The sequence below is a fragment of the Nitrosospira multiformis ATCC 25196 genome (genome assembly GCF_000196355.1).
GTDB lineage: Bacteria > Pseudomonadota > Gammaproteobacteria > Burkholderiales > Nitrosomonadaceae > Nitrosospira > Nitrosospira multiformis.
In genome coordinates this window covers 794,252-814,529 of record NC_007614.1, presented here as the reverse complement: position 1 = coordinate 814,529, position 20,278 = coordinate 794,252, and the positions used below count along the sequence as shown (strand labels likewise).

Here is a 20,278-nt window from a genome sequence, read left to right as displayed (position 1 = left end):
ACCTGCAGGGAAATGACTTTCTCCAGGAAAAACGAGGGTCAGGGAAACACAATATGGAAGGTCGCGCCTTGTCCGGGCATGCTTTCGACTTCTATGCTCCATCCATAGTAGTCGCAGATGCGCTTTACGATGGCAAGCCCTATGCCCAGACCTTCACCCTGGGTGGAACCGCGGAAGAAGCGTTCATACAGGAGGGGCAGATAGGAAGGCTCAATACCTATACCGGAATCGGAAATGGAAAGACGATTGCCTTTGAAATTTACCCGTATGAAACCGCTATTGGTATATTGCACCGCATTGCGCAGCAGATTCACAAGAGCCGTGTGAATCGCTTGCCGATTCAGCGTCAGCATGGCTTTCGGTTCCACCGTGACTTCGAATGTAAGATGCTTTCGATAGATCTCCCCGCATATCGATTCTGCCGCATCGTAGACACACTCGGCCAGATCCACGGGTTCCATTACCCCGAGCGACTGCTCGCGCGCAAGAAATAACAGGGCTTGCAACTGCTCGCCCATGCGGGTTGCGGCACTTTCGATCATGCCGATGCGCATGCGCGCTCTTTCCGACAGATTCGGTTCCGCGACCAGCAGTTCACAGCTTGTCAGGATAGTTGTAATCGGAGTGCGCAGCTCGTGGCTTATATTGGCGGTAAACTCCTGTTCCCTGCGCAGCATGCGGGTTATACGGCTTTGATAGTCATCCAGCGCGCGAGCGAGCTGCGCCACCTCCTCATCCTGCCCAGGCTGGGTAAGCGTTTCCCCCTGAATGTCACCCGGCGCGAGATGCCTCACCTGCTCGGCGAGATCAGTCACCTGCTTGACCAGCACTCCGGCCAGCAGATATCCCACCACGACAGCGACACCCACGACGGAAATGAGCGACAGGACGATGAGCAGTTTCAATTCCCGTTGCCGCGCTTCGTGCAGGCCTATTTCATAGGCGACAAGAAACTTGACCCCGTCCACGTGATGGACCGCGACCCGCACTTCCTCCGGTCCGCGAAAAACCTTGTGCCGCCTATAACTCAGTCCCTGCAGATAGGAAGGAAGGCGAGATTCTTCGGAGGGATCGTGGATGATGTATTTTTCGAGATTGGAACCTTCCTGCGGCACGAAGTCCACATGCTCGCGATAGCGCTGGAGCAGATAATCCATCTCGGTTTCGATGATCTGCTCGATATGAGCTTCTTCGATGTCATCGGAAGCGATATACAGACTGACACCCAGCGTTCCGACAACAACAATACAGAATATCGCAAACGCAAGTGCAACACGAAGGCGAAGCCCACGCCTAATTACGGGCACGCGTGGAAAGCCGATAGCCGAGACCGTGAACGGTTTCGATTGGATCATAGCCCCCAGCGCGCGTCAGTGCGCGGCGAAGCTCGTGCATGTGACTGCGGAGAGTATCGCTGGTTTCCTGCACATCCCCCCATACTTCCGATTCGAGCTCCCTGCGACTGAAAACGCGGCCAGGCTCGCTCATGATGACTGCAAGCAAGCCGATGCATTTCGGCGGCAATTTGACGTTCGCGCCCGCGAAGCGGATTGTGAGAGTTTTCGGATCGAAGGAAAGATCCTCGGTTTCCAGGGTTCGACTGGTTACCTTGCCCTTGCGACGTTTGTGCATGGCAACCAGCCGCGCTTCAACTTCTTTCAAGGCGAAGGGTTTGACCAGGTAGTCATCCGCCCCGCAATCGAAACCTTTCAGCTTGTCTTCCAGCGTGTCGCGCGCTGTCAGCATCAGGACCGGGGTATCGAGATGCGCTTCCTGACGAAGCTTCCGGCATAGTGTTATACCATCCGCACCCGGCAATCCCAGATCCAGCAAAATGCCATCAAACTGCTGGGTAACCGCAAGATGCAGCCCTGTAATCCCATCAGCGGCGGCATCGACACTGTGCCCGCGAGCTTCGAGAAAGTCGTACAGATTACTGGCTATTGCCCGATCATCTTCAATAATAAGTATGCGCACGTGAAGAGTTCCAAACAATCAGACCTGCAGAAATATCAAAATATCATGTAGATTCGAGGTGAAAAATTCTGTTTATCCGCTAGCTGCCGAAACTGTTGTTTCCCTCTGCATCCGCACGATGAAATCTGCGGCTGAGGCTGTGAACCGCCTCGACCAGCGTAAGCGCATTTTCGGGCGGCGTAAACTGCGATATGCCATGTCCCAGGTTGAAGATGTGCCCACTGCCTTCGCCAAAACTCGCAAGGATCTGCTCCACCTCGGCAGCAATTACCCCCGGCTCGGCGAATAGTACGGCAGGATCCAGGTTGCCCTGCAAGGCCACTTTGTGGCCCACACGTCGCCGGGCGTCTCCGATATTAACCGTCCAGTCCAGTCCCACTGCATCACACCCGCTGTCCGCGATACTCTCGAGCCATAGCCCCCCGCCCTTGGTGAAAACAATGCTCGGAATACGCTCAGCCCCCTGATACCGCCTCAACCCGGCCAGCACCTGGGTCATGTAGCGCAGCGAAAACTGCTGATAAGCGGCATGGGAAAGGGCGCCACCCCAGGTATCAAAAATCATTACTGCCTGCGCGCCGGACTCGATTTGAGCGTTCAGATAAGCGGTGACAGCCTGCGCATTGATATCGAGAATATGATGCAACAGATCAGGACGGCGGTACAGCATGGTTTTTATTTGCCGGAAATCAGTCCCGCCGGCTCCTTCCACCATATAGCAGGCAAGCGTAAACGGACTGCCGGAGAATCCGATCAGCGGAACCCGATTATCCAGAGTCTTGCGTATCTGTGAAACCGCGTCCATGACATAGCGCAAATGAACAGCAGGATCCGGGACGGTAAGGGCCCGGATCTCCCACTCTTCGCGCAAGGGGCGCTCGAACCTGGGACCCTCTCCTTCCGCAAAATATAATCCCAATCCCATCGCATCAGGAATCGTCAGAATATCCGAAAACAGTATGGCAGCATCCAAAGGAAATCGGGCTAGAGGCTGCATCGTAACTTCGGTGGCGAAGTCGGGATTCTTGCAGAGCGCGAGAAAATTGCCCGCACGAGCCCTCGTCTGATTATATTCGGAGAGATAACGTCCTGCCTGCCGCATGAGCCAAACCGGCGTGTATTCAGTAGGTTGCCTCAGCAGGGCCCTGAGCAGGGTATCGTTCTTCAATCTTGTCATTCAGACCCAATCAATCGCAAAAATCAGTAAAGCCGATCAGTAAAAGCCGGATGCTCAAACTACCCGTAGAGCTACCCGTGGAAATGTATGTCTTGGAACTGCCAAGTCCCCGGAACCGTTAGGCTCCCTTCAACCTTTCATCTTACCATGAATGGCCAACGAGGCACACGCCATTCGCGAAAAGATCAGCAATGGGAATGATCTGTCAGCTTTCCTCAACAACGAAGAGACGCCGGTATTCACGAATGGCATACCGGTCCGTCATGCCTGCGATATAGTCGGCGATAGCCTGATGTTTGTCCTGCTGATACCTGGACTGGAATTCCGGAGGCAACAAACGGATATCGGAATTGAACGCGTCAAAGAGCTGGCGGATGATGTACCGTGCCTTTGCACTCATGCGCGATACCTTGTAGTGGCGGTAAAGATGCTCCCGCAGAAACTTTTTGAGCTCCTGCTGCTCCTGGGCAATTTCCCTGCTGAATCCGATCAGCGGGGGAGCGGCCCGGATTTCGTCCAGTGTGACCGGGCTGGCCTGCGCGATATTCACTGCGCTTTGTCTGATCAAATCTCCCGCCAGCGTATTGATCATGCGCCGCACGGTTTCATGGACCAGCCGCCTTCCGGAGATTTTCGGGTATTGCTGTCTGGCCATTGCCAGATGACGCGCAAATATGCCGACTCCCTCAAGTTGCTGCTGCGTGACGAGACCGGATCTCAAGCCGTCGTCCACGTCGTGATTGTTGTAAGCGATCTCGTCAGCGAGATTGGCCACTTGCGCTTCCAGCGAAGGCCGACGATTCGTGAGGAAGCGCTCACCAACGTCCCCCAGCTCCAGCGCATTTTTCTTCGAACAATGCTTGAGAATACCTTCGCGGGTTTCAAAGCACAGATTCAACCCGTCGAATGCGCCATAGTGCTCTTCCAGCACATCCACCACCCGCAGGGATTGGAGATTATGCTCAAAGCCGCCATATTCCTTCATGCACTCGTTCAGCGCGTCCTGCCCGGCATGACCGAAGGCGGTATGGCCGAGATCATGCGCCAGCGCGATAGCCTCAACCAGGTCCTCATTCAGGCGCAAATTCCGGGCTACGGAGCGGCCGATCTGGGCCACTTCGAGACTGTGCGTCAGGCGTGTGCGGAACAAATCCCCTTCATGATTGACGAAAACCTGGGTCTTGTACTCAAGCCTGCGAAAAGCGGTGGAATGAATGATGCGATCGCGATCGCGCTGAAAAGGCGTGCGACCGGGAGAGGCTTCTTCCGCAATGCGGCGCCCCCGGGAGTTGGCAGTTGATACCGCGTAGGCCGCCAGCTCATGCATCAGCCGTGCATTCCGTCAGAACTTCGGTCAGTATCGCAGCCGGCACGTCCGCGTGCACCGTCGCCCGACCGATATTCTCGAGCAGTATGAAACGCATTTTCCCGCCTTGTACTTTCTTGTCCAGTCCCATCAGATGCAAATATTTTTCCGGACCGAGATTCGGGGCAATCACCGGCAGCCCGGTCTTCACATAGAGATTTCGGACCCGATCCACATCCTCCTCGCCTATCATGCCCATACGTCGTGACACCTCGGCTGCCAGCATCGTTCCTGCAGCCACTGCTTCCCCGTGAAGCCAGTTGCCGTACCCCATTGCATTCTCGATTGCATGGCCAAAAGTGTGTCCAAGGTTCAGCAAGGCACGCATGCCGCTCTCGCGCTCGTCTTCTTCCACAACTTCTGCCTTATGCTGGCAACTCCTTTTTATTGCGTCGGTCAGAATCGAATTATCACGCCGCAACAGGAGTTCAATATGAGATTCAATCCAGTCGAAGAATGCCGGATCGCGAATAAGGCCATATTTGATGACCTCCGCTATACCGGCACGCAGTTCTCTATCGGGCAACGTATCGAGTGTGGACGTATCCGCCACGACCGCCTGGGGTTGATAAAACGCTCCAATCATGTTTTTACCCAGCGGATGGTTGATTCCGGTCTTACCGCCAACTGAAGAATCGACTTGCGCCAGAAGTGTGGTGGGTACCTGAATGAACGGCACACCCCGTAAATAAGTGGCGGCGGCGAAACCGGTCAGGTCTCCCACAACTCCTCCGCCAAGGGCGATGAGCGGGGTATTGCGTTCGCAGCGATGGGTCAGGAGAGCATCGAAAATGAGATTGAGGGTTTCCCAGTTCTTGTATTCCTCACCGTCCGGAAGAACGATTGGAACCGAAACCATCCCATGAACTGAAAGATCCGCACGAAACTTTTCGAGATATAAAGGCCCGACTGTAGTATTTGTGACAATGGCCACTCGCTTCTGGTCCAGGTAATCCAGGATGAGCTCGGGCTGAGTCAGGATGTTTGCACCGATATGGATCGGATAACCGCGTTGAGCGGGCGTGGAGACAAGATTAACAGTGACTGTTTCCATTATTGCGATGGGAAAGGAGGTGCGATCTGCCTGAAAGCTTCGCTAAACAGCGTGCAGGCGGTTCTTTTGGATAACCCAGACAACTTATCACTAAGCTTTGCTCACCACGGTTTCACCACCACGAGTATCACGACAGCGATCAAGATGAGTACCGGGACTTCATTGAACCAGCGGTAATAAACATGGCCATGCCGGTTGCGGTCGCGTTTGAAATCGGCCACCAGTCTGCCGCAGTATCCGTGATACGCAATCAGCAATACCACCAGGGCGAGCTTCGCATGCAACCAGGCTCCAGTAATGCCATAGCCCAGCCAGAGCCACAGCCCCAGGATGACCGCCACCACCGCGCTCGGAGTCATGATTCCATAGTAGAGCTTTCTTTCCATGACCTTGAAGCGCTCTATGCCGGCAGAATCCGTGGTCAGGGCATGATAGACAAAGAGCCGTGGCAAATAAAAAAGCCCGGCGAACCAGGCCACCACGAAGACGATGTGAAAAGATTTTACCCAGAGCATACGCTTTTCGAACGGAAACAGCACATGCGTTCAGTTGTGCGGACTAAGCGCTGTGCAAAAAGCAGCTACTATATACTGAAATATATTGAAGCGGACAACAGCTCACTAACCGGACGCCAGGAACATGAACATCCGCCAAAAGACTCGAGAAGTGAAAAAGCCTCCCTTCCCGGAAGGTTGATTACAGTGGCATCCGTCCGTAGGGGTCGCGGGGCGCACCGGATTATGCCGCGGCAGATATATCAGACCGCAACAACTTCCAGGTCGGGCTCTATCGACCTCAGCATGTTCTGAATGCCGCGCAGAGTACCGGTAATCGAGCTCGGACAGGTGCCGCAAGCACCCTGGTAGTGAACACTCAGCCTGTTGCCTTCAAGGCCAAGTACATGGAGATCGCCTCCATCGCTCTGAAGGTAGGGGCGAATCTCCTCGTCGAGCATTTCGTTGATCAAATTAAGCCGCTGCTGGTCCTCAGGGCTTAAATTTGCAATTTCCGCACCCGCAGCTGCAATTGTAGCGGCTGTCTGGGCATCCGCCGCCGGCGCGGCGCGAATAGGATCTGCTACTTCGCGTGCCAGGTCTTGCCAGTCAGCCGCGCCATCCTGGGTCACTGTGATCCACCGATCTACATAAAACACATTGGTGACATGATCGATGTCAAACAGCGCTTCGGCAAGCGGGTCGCCTTTCGCCTGCTCGGCATTATCATACGAACGTGTTACCCCCCAGGTCAGCGGCTCCTTGAGGATGAATTTCAATGCATTTCGATTGGGGGTTCCCTCTATTTCAACAATCTTCGGCATTTTTGGTACCTTGACGAAAAGCTCAGGCATCCCCTATTGCGGCATGCATGGGATCATCCTCTGCTTCGGTTGAGGTGGTGCTGACGGAATTGAGCGCTGCGTGAAGCGTGTGCCATGGAAGAATCGCGCATTTGACGCGGGTGGGCAAGTCACGTACGCCGGCAAATACGGTAAGCCTTCCCAGATGGTGAGGGTGGGCAAGATCGAGGGCGCCCGTAGCCATGTCACGGAATTCCTTGATCAGCATCTCTGCGTCTCCAAGGCTTTTGCCTTTTACAACGGTGGTCATCATGGATGCAGACGCCTTGCAGATCGCACACGACTCGCCGTGGAACGCAATGCCTTCGATATGTTTCCCTTCAACGTTCAGATCGATATCGAGATGATCGCCACACAGCGGATTGTGCCCGACCGCATGATGGCTTGCCTTGTCCAGCTTGCCGTAATTGCGGGGTTTCCTGTTGTGGTCGAGAATGACTTCTTGATAAAGAGATTTGGTAGTCATTAAATAAATATCTTTTGCACAGTACGAATGCCAGCGATGAAAGTATCTACCTCAGCCATTGTATTATAAAACGCAAATGAAGCGCGTGTAGTGGCAGGCACCTTGAGGCGCAACATCACGGGTTGCACGCAGTGATGGCCGGTACGAACGGCAACGCCTTCCTGATTCAAAAGCGTACCGACATCGTGCGGATGCACACCCGCCACCTCGAAAGACAGCACCGCGGTTTTTTTCGCTGCTGTGCCTATGATGCGCACTCCGGGTATCTGGAGTATCTGTTCGGTTGCGTAATTGAGCAGCTCAATCTCGTACGCGGCGATGGCATTGATGCCGACATTCGATAAATAATCGACGGCAGCGCCAAGCCCGATAGCGGCTGCAATGGGCGGAGTTCCTGCTTCGAATTTGTGTGGAATGGAATTGTAGGTGGTTCTTTCGAATGTCACCGATAGAATCATGTCGCCGCCGCCTTTGAACGGCTGCATGCGCTCCAGGAGTTCCGCTTTTCCGTACAGAATACCAATGCCTGTCGGGCCACACATTTTGTGTCCCGAAAATGCATAGAAATCGCAGTCGAGCTCCTGGACATCCACTTTCATATGCGGCGCAGCCTGCGCGCCATCCACCAGCACCGGAACACCGCGGGCATGCGCGAAGGCGATCATTTCCCTGACCGGGTTGATCGTCCCCAAAGCATTCGATACGTGCATCACACCCACGAACTTCGTACGCTCGTTGAAAAGCTTCTCATAATCATCGATGAGAAGTTCACCGGCGTCGTTGATCGGCACGACACGTATCCTTGCCCCTTTTTCTTCCGCCAGCATCTGCCATGGAACGATATTCGAATGATGCTCCAAGGTAGTCAGGATGATTTCATCACCCGCGCCGATGAATTTGCGTCCATACCCGTGCATCACAAGGTTGATGGAATCTGTCGTCCCGCTGGTAAAGATGACCTCCCTGTCTTCACGCGCATTGATGAAGCGCTGCAATTTACAGCGCGCCGCCTCATATTCTGCCGTGGCAGTTTCGGATAAATAATGCACACCCCGATTGATATTTGCGTGCTGCCTTGTCTGGTAACGCACCAGGCGATCGATCACGGGCTGCGGCATCTGGCTGGAGGCTGCATTATCGAGGTAGACCAGCGGCTTTCCTTCGACCTGAAGCTCCAGAATCGGAAAATCGGCACGCACACGTGCGACGTCGAGCGTCGAATCAATCTGAGGTTGCAGCGTGGAATCTATGATTTTCATGGCTCAGTTTTTTTGGTTTGTTCCAGCACTGTCCGTTCAAGCCGGTATTTGAGCGATGCGATAGGAATACGATCAATGATCTCCGCACCAAACGCATAAGTCAGCAGATTTCGCGCCGCAACTTCGGACAGGCCGCGGCTCTTGAGATAAAACAACTCCTCGCTATCGAGTTGACCCACCGTCGCTCCATGTGCACACTTCACGTCATCCGCAAAAATTTCGAGCTGCGGCTTGGTATCGATACGCGCCTTCGCATTCAACAGGAGGTTACGGCTGGATTGCGCGGAATCCGTATTCTGGGCCCCCGGACGAACCATGATCTTGCCGTTGAACACGGCGTGGGCGCTGCCGTCAGCGATGCATTTATGCAATTGACGGCTGGTACAATTTGGTCGGGCATGATCTATGGAACTGTGTGTATCGGCCAGCTGCCGACCATTGATCAATGCCAGTCCGTCGATAACGCACTCAGCGCCCTCGGCAGCGAGCGCTGTATTCAGATCGTAACGTGAAATCCGGGCCCCGAGCGCTACGCTAACAGAACGGTAGCGGCTGGCATGCGCAAGCGAAACAGCACAATTCCCGATATGAAATGCTTCGGTACTGTCGCGCTGTACCCGGATGTGACTGATCTGGGCATTATCTCCCACGGCGATCTCGGTCACCGCATTGGTCACATAGATTGCCTCATTCAGGCTGACGTAATCCTCGAGAATGGTAACCTCGCTTCCCGCTTCAGCGATGAAAAGACAGCGCGGATGGCTTGCCACTTCCGGTTGCGTTGTCACGAGCAACACGTGCACAGGGGTGTCGATCACTGCGCCCCGCGGTACGATGACCAACGCCCCGTCGTGCAGGAATGCGGTATTGAGTGCCGCGAACAGGTTACCTTCGAATCGCGCATACTGACCCAGATGGGGCTCTATTGCCTCTGCATTCGCTGTTATCGCTGATGACAGATTGGTGACGATCAAGCCGCGGTTTCCGAGACGTTCTGCCGGTGTAGAAAGTTGCGGCATGTATTTGCCGTCGACAAATACGAGCCTGATAGCAGCTTCCGTGAGGGAAAAATGCTCGACATCAGCGGTCTGCAACGCCGGTGCAGCACGAGCAGGCTGGAACGAGTGGCGAACGAGTGGCGAAAGGTCAGTAAAACGCCACTCCTCATCACGTGTTGTGGGCAGTTTCAGCCTTCCCGCATGATCGACTGCATTTGCCCGCAGCTGGTTAAACCAGGCGAGAGGACTGGGCGGCAGCCGCGGTTGTCCCTGAAGCAGGCTTTCGAGATAACTGTTGCTATTCACGAGACTCATGCTCATGCGCTTGCCGAAACACGTCGCTCAACCCCTACCCAGTCGTAACCTCGCGTTTCGAGATCGAGCGCCAGCTCTTTGCCGCCTGTTTTAACGATGCGTCCGCTGCGCATTACATGCACGTAATCCGGTTCGATATAGTTGAGCATGCGCTGATAATGGGTTACCAGAATGATTGCATTGTCCTTGGTTGCAAGTTTGTTTACCCCATTGGTAACGATTCGCAGGGCATCGATGTCGAGACCGGAATCCGTCTCATCCAGGATAGCCAGTCGTGGTTCCAGCAGCGCCATCTGCAATATCTCGTTGCGCTTCTTCTCGCCACCCGAAAAACCTTCGTTGACGCCGCGATCCAGGAAATTGGGATTCATCTCCAGCAATTTCATTTTCTCGCGCACGAAATCCTCGAATTCCAGGGGATCGAGTTCGTCCTTTCCACGCTGCGATTGCAGGGTATTGTAGGCAAGGCGCAGGAAATGACTGTTGGAAACACCGGGTATCTCGATCGGATACTGAAAGGCAAGAAATACACCTGCACGCGCCCGTTCTTCCGGTTCTAAATCGAACAGATTCCGGCCTTCAAACAACACCGATCCTCCGGTAACCTGATAGGCGCTGTGACCGGCAAGCACCTTGGCGAAAGTGCTCTTGCCTGAGCCGTTCGTTCCCATGATGGCATGCACCTCACCTCTTTTAACGACGAGGTCAACGCCCTTGAGTATCTCTACGCCCTCGACTGCCGCTCGCAGTCCGCTTACTTCCAGAATCGTTTTGCTGTCCTGATGAATCATCCAACACTTCCCTCCAGTTTGAATCCAAGCAGTTTTGTCGCTTCGACCGCAAATTCCATCGGCAGTTGCTGAAATACATCTTTGCAGAAGCCGTTGATAATCATGGAAACCGCTTCCTCATTGCCGATGCCGCGCTGGGCAAAGTAGAACAATTGATCTTCGCCGATTTTTGACGTTGATGCCTCATGCTCGACCTTGGCATTCTGGTTACGCACCTGGATGTAGGGAAAGGTATGCGCTCCGCATTGGTCTCCAATCAGCATCGAATCGCATTGTGAATAATTGCGCGCGCCGCTGGCAGTGGGAGCAATCCTGACCAGTCCGCGGTAGCTGTTATTGGAATGCCCGGCCGAAATACCCTTGCTGACGATGGTGCTGCGGGTGTTTTTCCCGATATGGATCATCTTGGTGCCGGTATCCGCCTGCTGATAGTTGTTAGTTACCGCTACCGAATAAAATTCGCCCACGGAATTTTCCCCCTGCAGTATGCAGGACGGATATTTCCAGGTTATGGCGGACCCCGTTTCGACCTGCGTCCACGAGATGCGCGAATTGGCGCCTTTCGCCAGACCCCGCTTGGTTACGAAGTTATATATGCCGCCCACCCCCTTCTCATCGCCCGCATACCAGTTTTGCACCGTCGAATATTTGATATCGGCGTTGTCGAGCGCGATCAGTTCGACCACGGCGGCATGCAATTGATTGGTATCGAACCGGGGGGCCGTGCATCCTTCAAGATACGACACGGACGACCCTTCCTCGGCAACGATCAGAGTGCGCTCGAATTGTCCCGACTCTTCCGTATTGATGCGGAAGTAGGTCGACAGATCCATCGGGCACTTGACGCCCTTCGGGATGAAGCAGAAGGTGCCGTCCGTAAAAACGGCTGAGTTGAGTGCCGCATAGTAGTTGTCACCTACGGGCACCACTGTACCGAGATACTGCTTCACCAGTTCGGGATAAGCATGCACGGCTTCGGAAATGGAGCAGAAAATGATTCCGACCTCCGCGAGCTTCTGCTTGTAAGTGGTGGCCACGGATACGCTGTCAAAAATCACGTCCACCGCCACGCCGGCCAAAGCCGCGCGCTCATGCATGGGCACCCCCAGTTTCTCGAAGGTGCGAAGCAGCTCGGGATCGACCTCGTCCATGCTGCTGAGCTTCTTTTTCGGCTTGGGCGCGGCGTAGTAGCTGATCGCCTGAAAATCGATCCGCGGATACTTGACATTGGGCCATTTCGGCTCTTCCATCTTGAGCCATTGTTGATAGGCTTTGAGCCTAAAGTCGAGAAGCCAGGCAGGTTCGTTTTTCTTGGTCGAAATGAGCCGGATAATATCTTCGTTAAGGCCTTTTGGCGCGACATCCGACTCGATTTCGGTAACGAAACCGTGTTTGTATGGCTGATTGACCAGATTCTGTAGTACTGCACTCATTAGATTCGCTCCAATATCGGAATGTCTTTTCTTTTAATTAATAATAGAGGACAACTCCTTTGCTACGAATACTGCCGCTCCTGTTATCCCGGTTTCCGGCACCACTTCAGGGGTTAGACCTTGGCGGGCTCTTCTTTCACACTGAAGCTTTCACCACAACCGCAGGTATTATCCACATTGGGATTCTCAAACCTGAATGATTCGTTCAGTCCTTCTCTGACAAAGTCAATTCGTGAACCATCAAGAAACGGCAGAAAGTCGACATCAACCACTACATGAGCGTTACAGGACTCGAACATTCGATCACTCTCGCGCAGCTCATCTGCATAAGCGTAGGTATAGGCAAATCCGGAACACCCCACCTTCTTGACCCCGACTCGCAGAGCCAACCCCTTGCCCCGCTTCGCAAGCTGCTTCTGAATCTGTTTTGCCGCGTTTTCAGTCAGTGTTATTGACATCGCCATTCTCCGTCTACCATCATGCGATTATGACAACGAAAGTAAGCGTTCGGCATTCAGAATTGAAGTCAGGCAGAAACTGCAGTGCGGCTCCGATCGGGTATGACCTTTTCAGACCCAGCCTTCCGCATATCCAGCATCTGCACCACCCCTGCCTCTCTTGCCTTCCGCCTTTCCTCTCTTTCCCTCTGCTCATCGACCAGTTGTTTCAGCGTAACTGCGCCGAGGTGGTCGAAAATCAGTTCGTTGAGCTTTGTCCACAAGTCATGCGTCATGCATTTCCTGTCGTTGTGGCAATTCTCCTTTCCATTGCACTGAGTTGAATCGATAGGTTCGTCAACCGCGAGAATGATCTCGGCAACCGACACTTGCCCCATGTCTTTCGCAAGGCAATAGCCGCCACCCGGGCCTCTTACACTATCGACGAGTCCTCGGGAACGCAGTTTGGCGAACAATTGCTCAAGATAAGATAGCGAAATCTGCTGGCGCTGACTGATTTCCGCAAGTGTCACAGGACGCGTCTGGCGTTGCAGCGCAAGATCAAGCAACGCCGTTACTGCAAACCGTCCTTTGGTTGTTAGCCTCATGATGAACTCCTCTTTGCTCTCGATGGCTTCACGGATTAAGTAGATAGGTTCAGAAATATCTCAGTCAGCAGAAGTTCAATAGATGACTGATTTAGTCAACTATAAGATACCTGATTGATTTAGTCAACTATATGGGCATCATTTTTGAAGATATACAATCTGGAAATGAATCCTCCATCGATACCGAATCGGTATCGATGGAATCAACGGCGGGAGGAATCAAAAGAAAATCATCGGCAAGGGATACTGCCACTCGTGCGAATTTGATCATTTGCACGGATAGGGTTGAACTGACAGCAGCCCGCGCTGAAACAAACAGCAGGAGCAACTTGAATGGCAGGAGCGGAATTCCGCCATGAGTTCTCCTCGTATCGTATCGGACCTACCGAGACGACTTCAGTCCAACCGATTCAGGGATAGCGAACAGTCGCTCAGAGGGAAATGCGGCGCAGTCTCATATGCGCCTCTACCAGTTCAATTGCCTGGTGCCGGAACTGATTTCCCTCCGTATCCTTCACCCACATGTGCAGCAACCCGATAAAGAACAGATGGGTATCAATGGCCAGTTGCACGAGGTCATGGGATGAATGCAGTAATTGCTGCATCCTGGCGCGTTCGTAAACCAGCTTCAGCTTCTCGGAAATATGGGCACAATTGAATAAAATCTGCTGCAAGACCATAGCGAACTCATCCACGTATTCGCACTTGATCATCATGATTTCGTATGTCTGGCGGGTCTCCTTACTATCCATCAGAACCTGGATCGTGCCGCACAGGAAATTTTCGATGCAGGCGAGAGGATCGTCCACGCCTTCAACCAGCAAAGTATCGTCCATGCGATCGATGAGAGGCAGGAATACCTGCTCCCGCATTGCCTGAATCAACTCGATTTTATTGTTGAAATGCCAGTAAATCGCTCCTCTTGTAACGCCGGCCTCGCGCGCGATATGCTCCATGGTGCTGCGGGCCACGCCTCGCTCCAGAAAAACCTGGCGCGCCGCATCTACAATGCGCTGCCGTGTCAATTCCGCGTTTTCCTTGGTTTTTCGGGCCATGTACGAATCGCTCTTTACATCTGTGAAGGTTGGTTTATAATTTACATACATACACGTATGTATGCAAGTTCCAAATTTAGCTGCACGGAGCATGAATGACAGCCATCCAGGATTATAAAAACAAACCCGGCAACTCGTTAATGTGCAGCCAAATAAAAATGCCTGACTTACTGTATGCTACCGCGCGGCTCGCCCTAAGCGTTGCTGCAAGCGTCGCCTTGGGCGTTATGGTGTCGAGCTGTGGCAAGAAGCCAGAAACACCTCCTCCCCCCGCCCTTCCCGTAAGTGTAATCGAGGTTCACCCTACCAGCGTACCGATCAGTGCCGAAGCCGTGGCCCAGACCGAAGGCGCCAAGGAGGTCGAAATACGTCCCCGGGTGGGGGGCATTCTGCTCAAACGCCTGTATGAGGAAGGTGCAGAGGTAAAAGCAGGTCAACCTCTGTTTCTGATTGATCCCGTACCTTACCGATATGCGCTTGCGCAGGCGAAGGCCCAACTGGCAGAACAGAAAGCCCGTATCATTCAGACCGGACGCGAAGAAAAACGCCTGAAAGACCTGCTGGAGACGCAGGCAATCAGTCAGCGCGAGTATGATAACGCGGTCTCCGATAACGCGATTGCGCACGCCGCCTTGCAGCAGGCCGAAGTGCGCGTGCGCGACGCCGAACTCAGCCTCTCCTATACCTCTGTAACCGCGCCTGTCAACGGTATTTCGGGCCGCTTCCAGTTTTCGGAAGGCGCCCTGGTGGAAGCGAACAGCAGCCTTTTGACCACGCTGGTGCAATTGTCGCCGATCTGGGTGCGTTTCAGCCTGTCGAATAACGAACTGATGCAGCTCGGCGGCCCCCTGAACGAGAAAAAAGTAAAACAAGTGACCCTGATATTGCCGGACGGCTCAGAATACGAAAAGAAAGGGGAGTTGAATTTCGCCGCCAGCCAGATCGACCCGCTGCTGGGCACGCAGCAACTGCGCGCCACGTTCGAAAATGCGGAACAGCGATTGCTGCCGGGTCAGTTTGTCAGAGCGAAAGTGGTCGTTGGCCAGCGTGACGGGGTATTTCTCGTCCCTCAGAATGCAATACAAACCTCTGACCGCGGTCAGTCAGTGTATGTGATCAATGAGAAAAACGAAGCGACTCCGCAGGCAGTGGTTACCGGGAAGTGGATGGGTACGGACTGGGTAATTCTTGACGGACTCAAAGCCGGGGATAAAGTCATTGTCGATAATATCATCAAGCTTCGCCCCGGGGCGCCCGTTACCCCTCACGCGCCCGGAGAAACGCCGGGAACACCTCCTGCCCAGCCTGATTCCGGCTCCGGCAAAGCCGCTTGAGCAAAAAACCGGGCGGACAACCGCCGGATAAATCATGACCAGATTTTTTATTCTGCGACCGATATTTGCGTCGGTTATCTCCATTATCATCGTCCTTGCCGGACTCGCCGCCGCATTGCAGCTTCCCATTGCGCAATATCCGGAGATCGCGCCGCCTACGGTACTGATAACCGCAACCTATCCCGGCGCCAGCGCTGAAACCTTGACCAAAACAGTGGCCGCGCCCATCGAAGAGCAATTGAGCGGTGTCCAGGACCTTTTGTATTTCAGCTCGAGCGCCGACTCCAGCGGAACGCTGACCATTACTGCAACGTTTGAGGTCGGCACGGACGTTGACCAGGCGACTTTCAATATCAGTAACCGCGTAAACGTCGCACTACCGCGACTGCCGGATGAAGTGCGCCGCACCGGCCTGAAAATTGAGAAGCGCTCCAACGACATCCTGATAGTTTTCATGCTGATCTCGACCGAGAAAGGCAAATATGACCCGCTCTATCTCAGCAATTATGCCACGCTCAACATAATGGATGAGCTGAGACGTACGGATGGAGTCGGTGATGCCACTGTCTTTGGCGGCCAGGATTATTCCATGCGCATCTGGCTGCATCCCGATCGCATGGCCCAACTGGGCGTGGCCACTACGGACATCACTGCAGCTATCCAGGCGCAGAACGCGCAATATGCTGCCGGCAAGATCGGTCAGGAACCGGCTCCGCCTGATCAGCAACTGATTTATACCGTAAATGCAAGAGGTCGGCTGGTAACACCTGAACAGTTCGGCGACATCATTTTGCGGGCGGATGGTCCGCGCGGAGTCCTCTACCTCAAGGATGTCGCCCGGATAGAACTGGGGGCGCAAAGCTACGATGTTCGTACGGCCTTGAATGGTCAGCCCGGCGCCGGCATTCCCGTCTTCCTGCAACCCGGTGCGAATGCGCTCGACACGAAAAACGCGCTGGTCGCTAAAATGGAAGAGCTGAAGAAACACTTTCCGCAGGGAATGGACTACGTGGTGCCGTACGATACCAGTCTGTTCGTCAAAGCTTCGATGTGGGAGGTGCTCAAGACGCTTGGCGAAGCGATGGTGCTCGTTCTGCTGGTTGTTTATCTTTTCCTGCAAAGCTGGCGCGCCACGCTGATTCCCATTATTGCCGTGCCCATTTCCCTCGTGGGCACTTTCGCCGGATTGTGGGCATTCGGCTTCTCCATTAACACGCTTACGCTTTTCGCCATGGTGCTTTCCATCGGCATTGTAGTGGATGATGCAATTGTCGTACTGGAAAATATCGAGCGGTTGATGGACGAAGAGAAACTGTCACCGCTGAAAGCTGCCATCCGTTCCATGGAGCAGGTGGCAAGTGCGGTGGTGGCAATTGTCCTGGTACTGTGCGCCGTATTTGTGCCGGTTGCATTCATGGGGGGAATCGCAGGCGAACTGTATCGCCAGTTCGCGGTCACCGTCGCCGTAGCGGTAACCATTTCCGGTCTGGTGGCACTGACCTTGACCCCTGCCTTGTGCGCTATTCTGCTCAAGCATACCCACGGTGAATCCCGGTTCTTTCTTGCGTTCAACAGCGGTTTTCAGCGGGTGACGAATTTTTATATCCGCATGGTCAATATCACGCTCCGGCATAAGGTTATCGGTGCCTTCGTATTCCTAAGCATCATTGCCTTGTCGGCCTATCTGTTCAAAACAGTACCTGAGAGTTTCGTGCCGCCAGAAGATCAGGGCTATGTCGTCACGGCCACCATCCTGCCGGATGGCGCCACACTGGCCAGAACGACAAAAACCGCGGAATCGGTGCGGGCGGGCATCGCGGATGATCCCGCCGTGGCCCATCAATTCGTTGTAAACGGCTTCGATCTGATCGGTGGCGGAAATAAAACCAGTTCTGCTACCATGTTCGTCGCATTCAAGGACTGGTCGGAGCGGAAGGCAACAGCGGAGGATATCATCCAGAAGCTGATGGGTATCGGAATGCAACAACCGGATGGAATCGCAATCTCCTTCAACCCGCCCGCCATCCGCGGGCTGGGAACCGCAGGCGGCTTCGAAGTCTATGTGCAAAGCCGCGCAGGCGCTAATCCGGTTCAATTATCCATAGTGGTGAACAACCTTATCGCTGCACTGAACCAGGAACCGCGGCTAGCCGGCATCAATACTTTTTTCCGTCCCACCGTGCCGCAATTCTTCGTTGAAGTGGATGAGGAAAAAGCGATTTCTCAGCAAGTGCGAATCGCCGACATTTACGCCACGCTGCAAAGTACGATGGGTTCGCTGTATATCAACGATTTCAATTACTCCGGTCGTACTTACCGGGTGCAAATGCAGGCGGAACCGCAATACCGGATGCATCCCGAGGATCTCGGCAGAGTGTACGTACGCTCCCAATCCGGCGCGATGGTGCCCATGTCCGCCCTCAGCAAACTCAGCACCATTGTGGGCGCGGAGCAGCTCGAGCGCTATAACGGCCTCCTTGCTGCAAAGATTCTGGGAAGCGGTGCGCCTGGCGTGAGTTCAGGCGATGCTATCCGGCTGGTAGAGGAGATTGCGGCAAAAAATTTGCCCGATGGCTACCAGATTGCGTGGACAGGACAGGCTTATCAGGAAAAGCGGACTGGTTCAGCCGCAATTTTTGCCTTCAGCTTCGCAATCATAATGGTATTTCTCATTCTTGCTGCCCAGTTCGAGACCTGGGCCCTGCCGCTCGCCGTTATCATGGCGGTGCCTTTTGCTCTTGCCGGTGCCCTGCTTGCCGTTTTGGCCCGCGGCATGCCCAACGATATCTATTTTCAGATCGGCCTGATCACGCTCATCGGCCTGGCTGCAAAAAATGCCATTCTGATCGTCGAGTTTGCTACGCAGAAAATGGCTGAAGGTCTGCCTGTGGCAGAGGCAGCGATCGAGGCGGCGCGTTTGCGTTTCCGACCCATCGTCATGACATCCATGGCTTTTGTGCTGGGTATCGTGCCCCTATTGATCGCAACGGGAGCTGGCGCTGCCGCGCGTCGCTCCATGGGAACCGGCGTGTTTGGGGGAATGCTGCTTGCCACTTTTGTTGCCACAATATTTATTCCCTTGTTTTTTACCTGGCTTTCACGCAAGAATAAAGGTAAGCCAGTCGAAAACCTGTCGCAGGAAACATCATGAGAAACATCGTGACAAGCCGTCGTGACATGAGAGAGCGCCTGCGGAGCGGAATGGGGTTGTTGCTCTCCACTCTGCTCCTTGCATCCTGCGCAATGGGGCCGGACTATATCCGCCCTCATGTCGAAACATCCGAAAGGTTTCGCCTGGCGCAAACGGAGGGGCAATCCATTGCGAACCTGTCCTGGTGGGAATTGCTGCATGATAATCAACTGCAACAGCTCATCCGTCTCGCATTGGCCCAGAACAAGGATCTCAAGCAGGCGGTAGCAAGCGTTGAAGAGCTGGAGGCACGCCTTGCTACTGCACGCATGGATTTCCTTCCCAAAATGGACACAAATGCCAATGCGCCTGCTTTCGGAACCCTTGGAGGATTCAAGTTCCCTGGATTTCCCACACCTTACAGCTATTTCGGACAAGCGACCCTGAATTGGGAAATCGATATCTGGGGCCGCATTCGCCGTTCGAACGAAGCCGCCCTGGCTGACTTGATGGCCCGGGAAGAAAACCGGCGCGCTGTGGTCCTGACCCTGGTAAGTTCGGTAGCACAGGCGTATTTCGATCTCCTGCAATTCGATATGCAAATGGGTATTGCACGCAATGCCCTGCATTCATGGGAGGAGTCGGTGGCGCTTGCGCGAGCCCAACTGCGGGGAGGGGTCATCTCCAGGCTGGATCTAGACCAGTTCGAAGCTGAGCGTGCCAATGCGGCCACCCGGGTGGCAGAACTGCAACGGCTGACTGCCCAGAAGGAAAACGAACTGAGTGTATTGCTGGGAAGAAATCCGGTTTCGATAGAACGGGGACGCTCTCTCACGGAGCAGTTGCTGATACCAGAGGTGCCAGCCGGACTTCCTTCCGAACTGTTGCAGCGACGCCCCGATATCCTGCAGGCGGAACAAACCCTTGCAGCAGCAACCGCCCGGATTGGGGCTGCCCAGGCGGCGCGATTTCCCAAGCTCAATATCACCGGTTTCCTGGGCGTGGCAAGTCCGGCGCTGTCCAATCTCCTCCTTTCCGGGAGCGAGTTCGGGGTAGGCGGACTGGGTCTGGCTGTTCCATTGATCAACGCGCAGGCTTTGGGAATGGAACAACGTGCCGCGGAAGCACAAGCCAGGCAAATGCTTGCCCAGTACGAACAAACCATCCTGCTCGCATTCAGGGAAGTCGAGGATGCCCTGGTGGCGGTAAGCACCGCCAACGAACAGCGCAAGGCGCAGGAACAGCAGGTGGATGCACTGCGCTCGGCTCTGCATATCGCTGATCTGCGCTACAAAGGGGGTATTACCAGTTACGTGGATGTGCTACTGGCCAAACGGAATCTGTTCGATGCAGAGTTCGCGCTTGCGGCAACGCACCGCCTCCATCTGATATCCGTGGTCCAACTATACAAAGCGCTCGGGGGGGGATGGACGCCCGTCTGACGACATAGGATCAGTCCGGCAGATCTGAAAACTGATCTATCATAAAAATACTGCTTGTCATCACCCTCACTTAACCAGC

The 20,278-nt window shown here is 54.2% G+C and carries 18 protein-coding genes; 3 read left to right on the top strand and 15 right to left on the bottom strand.

Going from position 1 to position 20,278, the window contains the following annotated elements:
• Window positions 1–38 precede the first annotated feature (38 nt).
• The 15 genes from NMUL_RS03730 to NMUL_RS03655 form a co-directional block, all read right to left on the bottom strand.
• Complete coding sequence (locus NMUL_RS03730; protein ID WP_011380064.1) at window positions 39–1,307, bottom strand: sensor histidine kinase; 1,269 nt, start codon at window positions 1,305–1,307, stop codon at window positions 39–41.
• Window positions 1,294–1,977, bottom strand: a complete 684-nt coding sequence (locus NMUL_RS03725) for a response regulator transcription factor (protein ID WP_041352815.1) — start codon at window positions 1,975–1,977, stop codon at window positions 1,294–1,296. The genes NMUL_RS03730 and NMUL_RS03725 overlap by 14 nt, the downstream gene beginning before the upstream one ends.
• A gap of 79 nt (window positions 1,978–2,056) precedes the next feature.
• Window positions 2,057–3,154, bottom strand: coding sequence for a uroporphyrinogen decarboxylase (gene hemE / locus NMUL_RS03720; protein ID WP_011380062.1), 1,098 nt, complete (start codon window positions 3,152–3,154; stop codon window positions 2,057–2,059).
• Between the two features lie 205 nt (window positions 3,155–3,359).
• Window positions 3,360–4,481, bottom strand: coding sequence for a deoxyguanosinetriphosphate triphosphohydrolase (locus NMUL_RS03715; protein ID WP_011380061.1), 1,122 nt, complete (start codon window positions 4,479–4,481; stop codon window positions 3,360–3,362).
• Window positions 4,474–5,574, bottom strand: coding sequence for a 3-dehydroquinate synthase (gene aroB, locus NMUL_RS03710; protein ID WP_011380060.1), 1,101 nt, complete (start codon window positions 5,572–5,574; stop codon window positions 4,474–4,476). Before aroB ends, NMUL_RS03715 begins: the two co-directional genes overlap by 8 nt.
• A gap of 101 nt (window positions 5,575–5,675) precedes the next feature.
• A complete protein-coding gene (gene hemJ, locus NMUL_RS03705) occupies window positions 5,676–6,089 on the bottom strand; it encodes a protoporphyrinogen oxidase HemJ (protein ID WP_011380059.1) in 414 nt (137 codons plus the stop codon).
• Between the two features lie 242 nt (window positions 6,090–6,331).
• Window positions 6,332–6,892: a NifU family protein gene (locus tag NMUL_RS03700; protein WP_011380058.1), complete on the bottom strand. Its 561-nt coding sequence runs from the start codon at window positions 6,890–6,892 to the stop codon at window positions 6,332–6,334.
• A 22-nt stretch (window positions 6,893–6,914) separates the two neighbouring features.
• The gene (gene sufU, locus NMUL_RS03695) at window positions 6,915–7,397 is read right to left on the bottom strand and encodes a Fe-S cluster assembly sulfur transfer protein SufU (RefSeq protein WP_011380057.1); all 483 of its coding nucleotides are present in this window, start codon (window positions 7,395–7,397) and stop codon (window positions 6,915–6,917) included.
• Window positions 7,397–8,656, bottom strand: a complete 1,260-nt coding sequence (locus NMUL_RS03690; protein ID WP_011380056.1) for a cysteine desulfurase — start codon at window positions 8,654–8,656, stop codon at window positions 7,397–7,399. Before NMUL_RS03690 ends, sufU begins: the two co-directional genes overlap by 1 nt.
• Window positions 8,653–9,975 carry a Fe-S cluster assembly protein SufD gene (sufD, locus tag NMUL_RS03685; RefSeq protein WP_011380055.1) on the bottom strand — a complete coding sequence of 441 codons (1,323 nt, stop codon included), beginning with the start codon at window positions 9,973–9,975 and terminating at the stop codon, window positions 8,653–8,655. Before sufD ends, NMUL_RS03690 begins: the two co-directional genes overlap by 4 nt.
• Window positions 9,972–10,760 carry a Fe-S cluster assembly ATPase SufC gene (gene sufC / locus NMUL_RS03680; protein ID WP_011380054.1) on the bottom strand — a complete coding sequence of 263 codons (789 nt, stop codon included), beginning with the start codon at window positions 10,758–10,760 and terminating at the stop codon, window positions 9,972–9,974. The genes sufD and sufC overlap by 4 nt, the downstream gene beginning before the upstream one ends.
• Entirely contained in the window at window positions 10,757–12,193 is a 1,437-nt protein-coding gene (sufB, locus tag NMUL_RS03675) for a Fe-S cluster assembly protein SufB (protein ID WP_011380053.1), read from the bottom strand. The genes sufC and sufB overlap by 4 nt, the downstream gene beginning before the upstream one ends.
• A 113-nt stretch (window positions 12,194–12,306) precedes the next feature.
• Window positions 12,307–12,651, bottom strand: coding sequence for a HesB/IscA family protein (locus NMUL_RS03670; RefSeq protein ID WP_011380052.1), 345 nt, complete (start codon window positions 12,649–12,651; stop codon window positions 12,307–12,309).
• A 68-nt stretch (window positions 12,652–12,719) separates the two neighbouring features.
• Entirely contained in the window at window positions 12,720–13,238 is a 519-nt protein-coding gene (locus NMUL_RS03665) for an Rrf2 family transcriptional regulator (RefSeq protein ID WP_011380051.1), read from the bottom strand.
• A gap of 431 nt (window positions 13,239–13,669) precedes the next feature.
• Window positions 13,670–14,293 (bottom strand): TetR family transcriptional regulator, encoded by a 624-nt coding sequence (locus NMUL_RS03655; protein WP_011380050.1) that lies wholly within the window; start codon window positions 14,291–14,293, stop codon window positions 13,670–13,672.
• 158 nt (window positions 14,294–14,451) lie between these two features.
• Between NMUL_RS03655 and NMUL_RS03650 the strand changes: the two genes are divergently transcribed.
• The 3 genes from NMUL_RS03650 to NMUL_RS03640 are packed head-to-tail and all read left to right on the top strand — an operon-like array spanning window position 14,452 to window position 20,199.
• Complete coding sequence (locus tag NMUL_RS03650; protein WP_176980962.1) at window positions 14,452–15,627, top strand: efflux RND transporter periplasmic adaptor subunit; 1,176 nt, start codon at window positions 14,452–14,454, stop codon at window positions 15,625–15,627.
• Window positions 15,628–15,661: 34 nt separating this feature from the next.
• A complete protein-coding gene (locus NMUL_RS03645) occupies window positions 15,662–18,778 on the top strand; it encodes an efflux RND transporter permease subunit (RefSeq protein ID WP_011380048.1) in 3,117 nt (1,038 codons plus the stop codon).
• Window positions 18,775–20,199: an efflux transporter outer membrane subunit gene (locus NMUL_RS03640; RefSeq protein ID WP_011380047.1), complete on the top strand. Its 1,425-nt coding sequence runs from the start codon at window positions 18,775–18,777 to the stop codon at window positions 20,197–20,199. Before NMUL_RS03645 ends, NMUL_RS03640 begins: the two co-directional genes overlap by 4 nt.
• Window positions 20,200–20,278 lie beyond the last annotated feature (79 nt).

Coding starts and splice junctions, on each gene's coding strand:
- hemE (WP_011380062.1), bottom strand. CDS start 3,154: ATGACAAGATTGAAGAACGATACCCTGCTCAGGGCCCTGCTGAGGCAA.
- NMUL_RS03715 (WP_011380061.1), bottom strand. CDS start 4,481: ATGCATGAGCTGGCGGCCTACGCGGTATCAACTGCCAACTCCCGGGGG.
- aroB (WP_011380060.1), bottom strand. CDS start 5,574: ATGGAAACAGTCACTGTTAATCTTGTCTCCACGCCCGCTCAACGCGGT.
- hemJ (WP_011380059.1), bottom strand. CDS start 6,089: ATGCTCTGGGTAAAATCTTTTCACATCGTCTTCGTGGTGGCCTGGTTC.
- NMUL_RS03700 (WP_011380058.1), bottom strand. CDS start 6,892: ATGCCGAAGATTGTTGAAATAGAGGGAACCCCCAATCGAAATGCATTG.
- sufU (WP_011380057.1), bottom strand. CDS start 7,397: ATGACTACCAAATCTCTTTATCAAGAAGTCATTCTCGACCACAACAGG.
- NMUL_RS03690 (WP_011380056.1), bottom strand. CDS start 8,656: ATGAAAATCATAGATTCCACGCTGCAACCTCAGATTGATTCGACGCTC.
- sufD (WP_011380055.1), bottom strand. CDS start 9,975: ATGAGCATGAGTCTCGTGAATAGCAACAGTTATCTCGAAAGCCTGCTT.
- sufC (WP_011380054.1), bottom strand. CDS start 10,760: ATGATTCATCAGGACAGCAAAACGATTCTGGAAGTAAGCGGACTGCGA.
- sufB (WP_011380053.1), bottom strand. CDS start 12,193: ATGAGTGCAGTACTACAGAATCTGGTCAATCAGCCATACAAACACGGT.
- NMUL_RS03670 (WP_011380052.1), bottom strand. CDS start 12,651: ATGTCAATAACACTGACTGAAAACGCGGCAAAACAGATTCAGAAGCAG.
- NMUL_RS03665 (WP_011380051.1), bottom strand. CDS start 13,238: ATGAGGCTAACAACCAAAGGACGGTTTGCAGTAACGGCGTTGCTTGAT.
- NMUL_RS03655 (WP_011380050.1), bottom strand. CDS start 14,293: ATGGCCCGAAAAACCAAGGAAAACGCGGAATTGACACGGCAGCGCATT.
- NMUL_RS03650 (WP_176980962.1), top strand. CDS start 14,452: ATGCCTGACTTACTGTATGCTACCGCGCGGCTCGCCCTAAGCGTTGCT.
- NMUL_RS03645 (WP_011380048.1), top strand. CDS start 15,662: ATGACCAGATTTTTTATTCTGCGACCGATATTTGCGTCGGTTATCTCC.
- NMUL_RS03640 (WP_011380047.1), top strand. CDS start 18,775: ATGAGAAACATCGTGACAAGCCGTCGTGACATGAGAGAGCGCCTGCGG.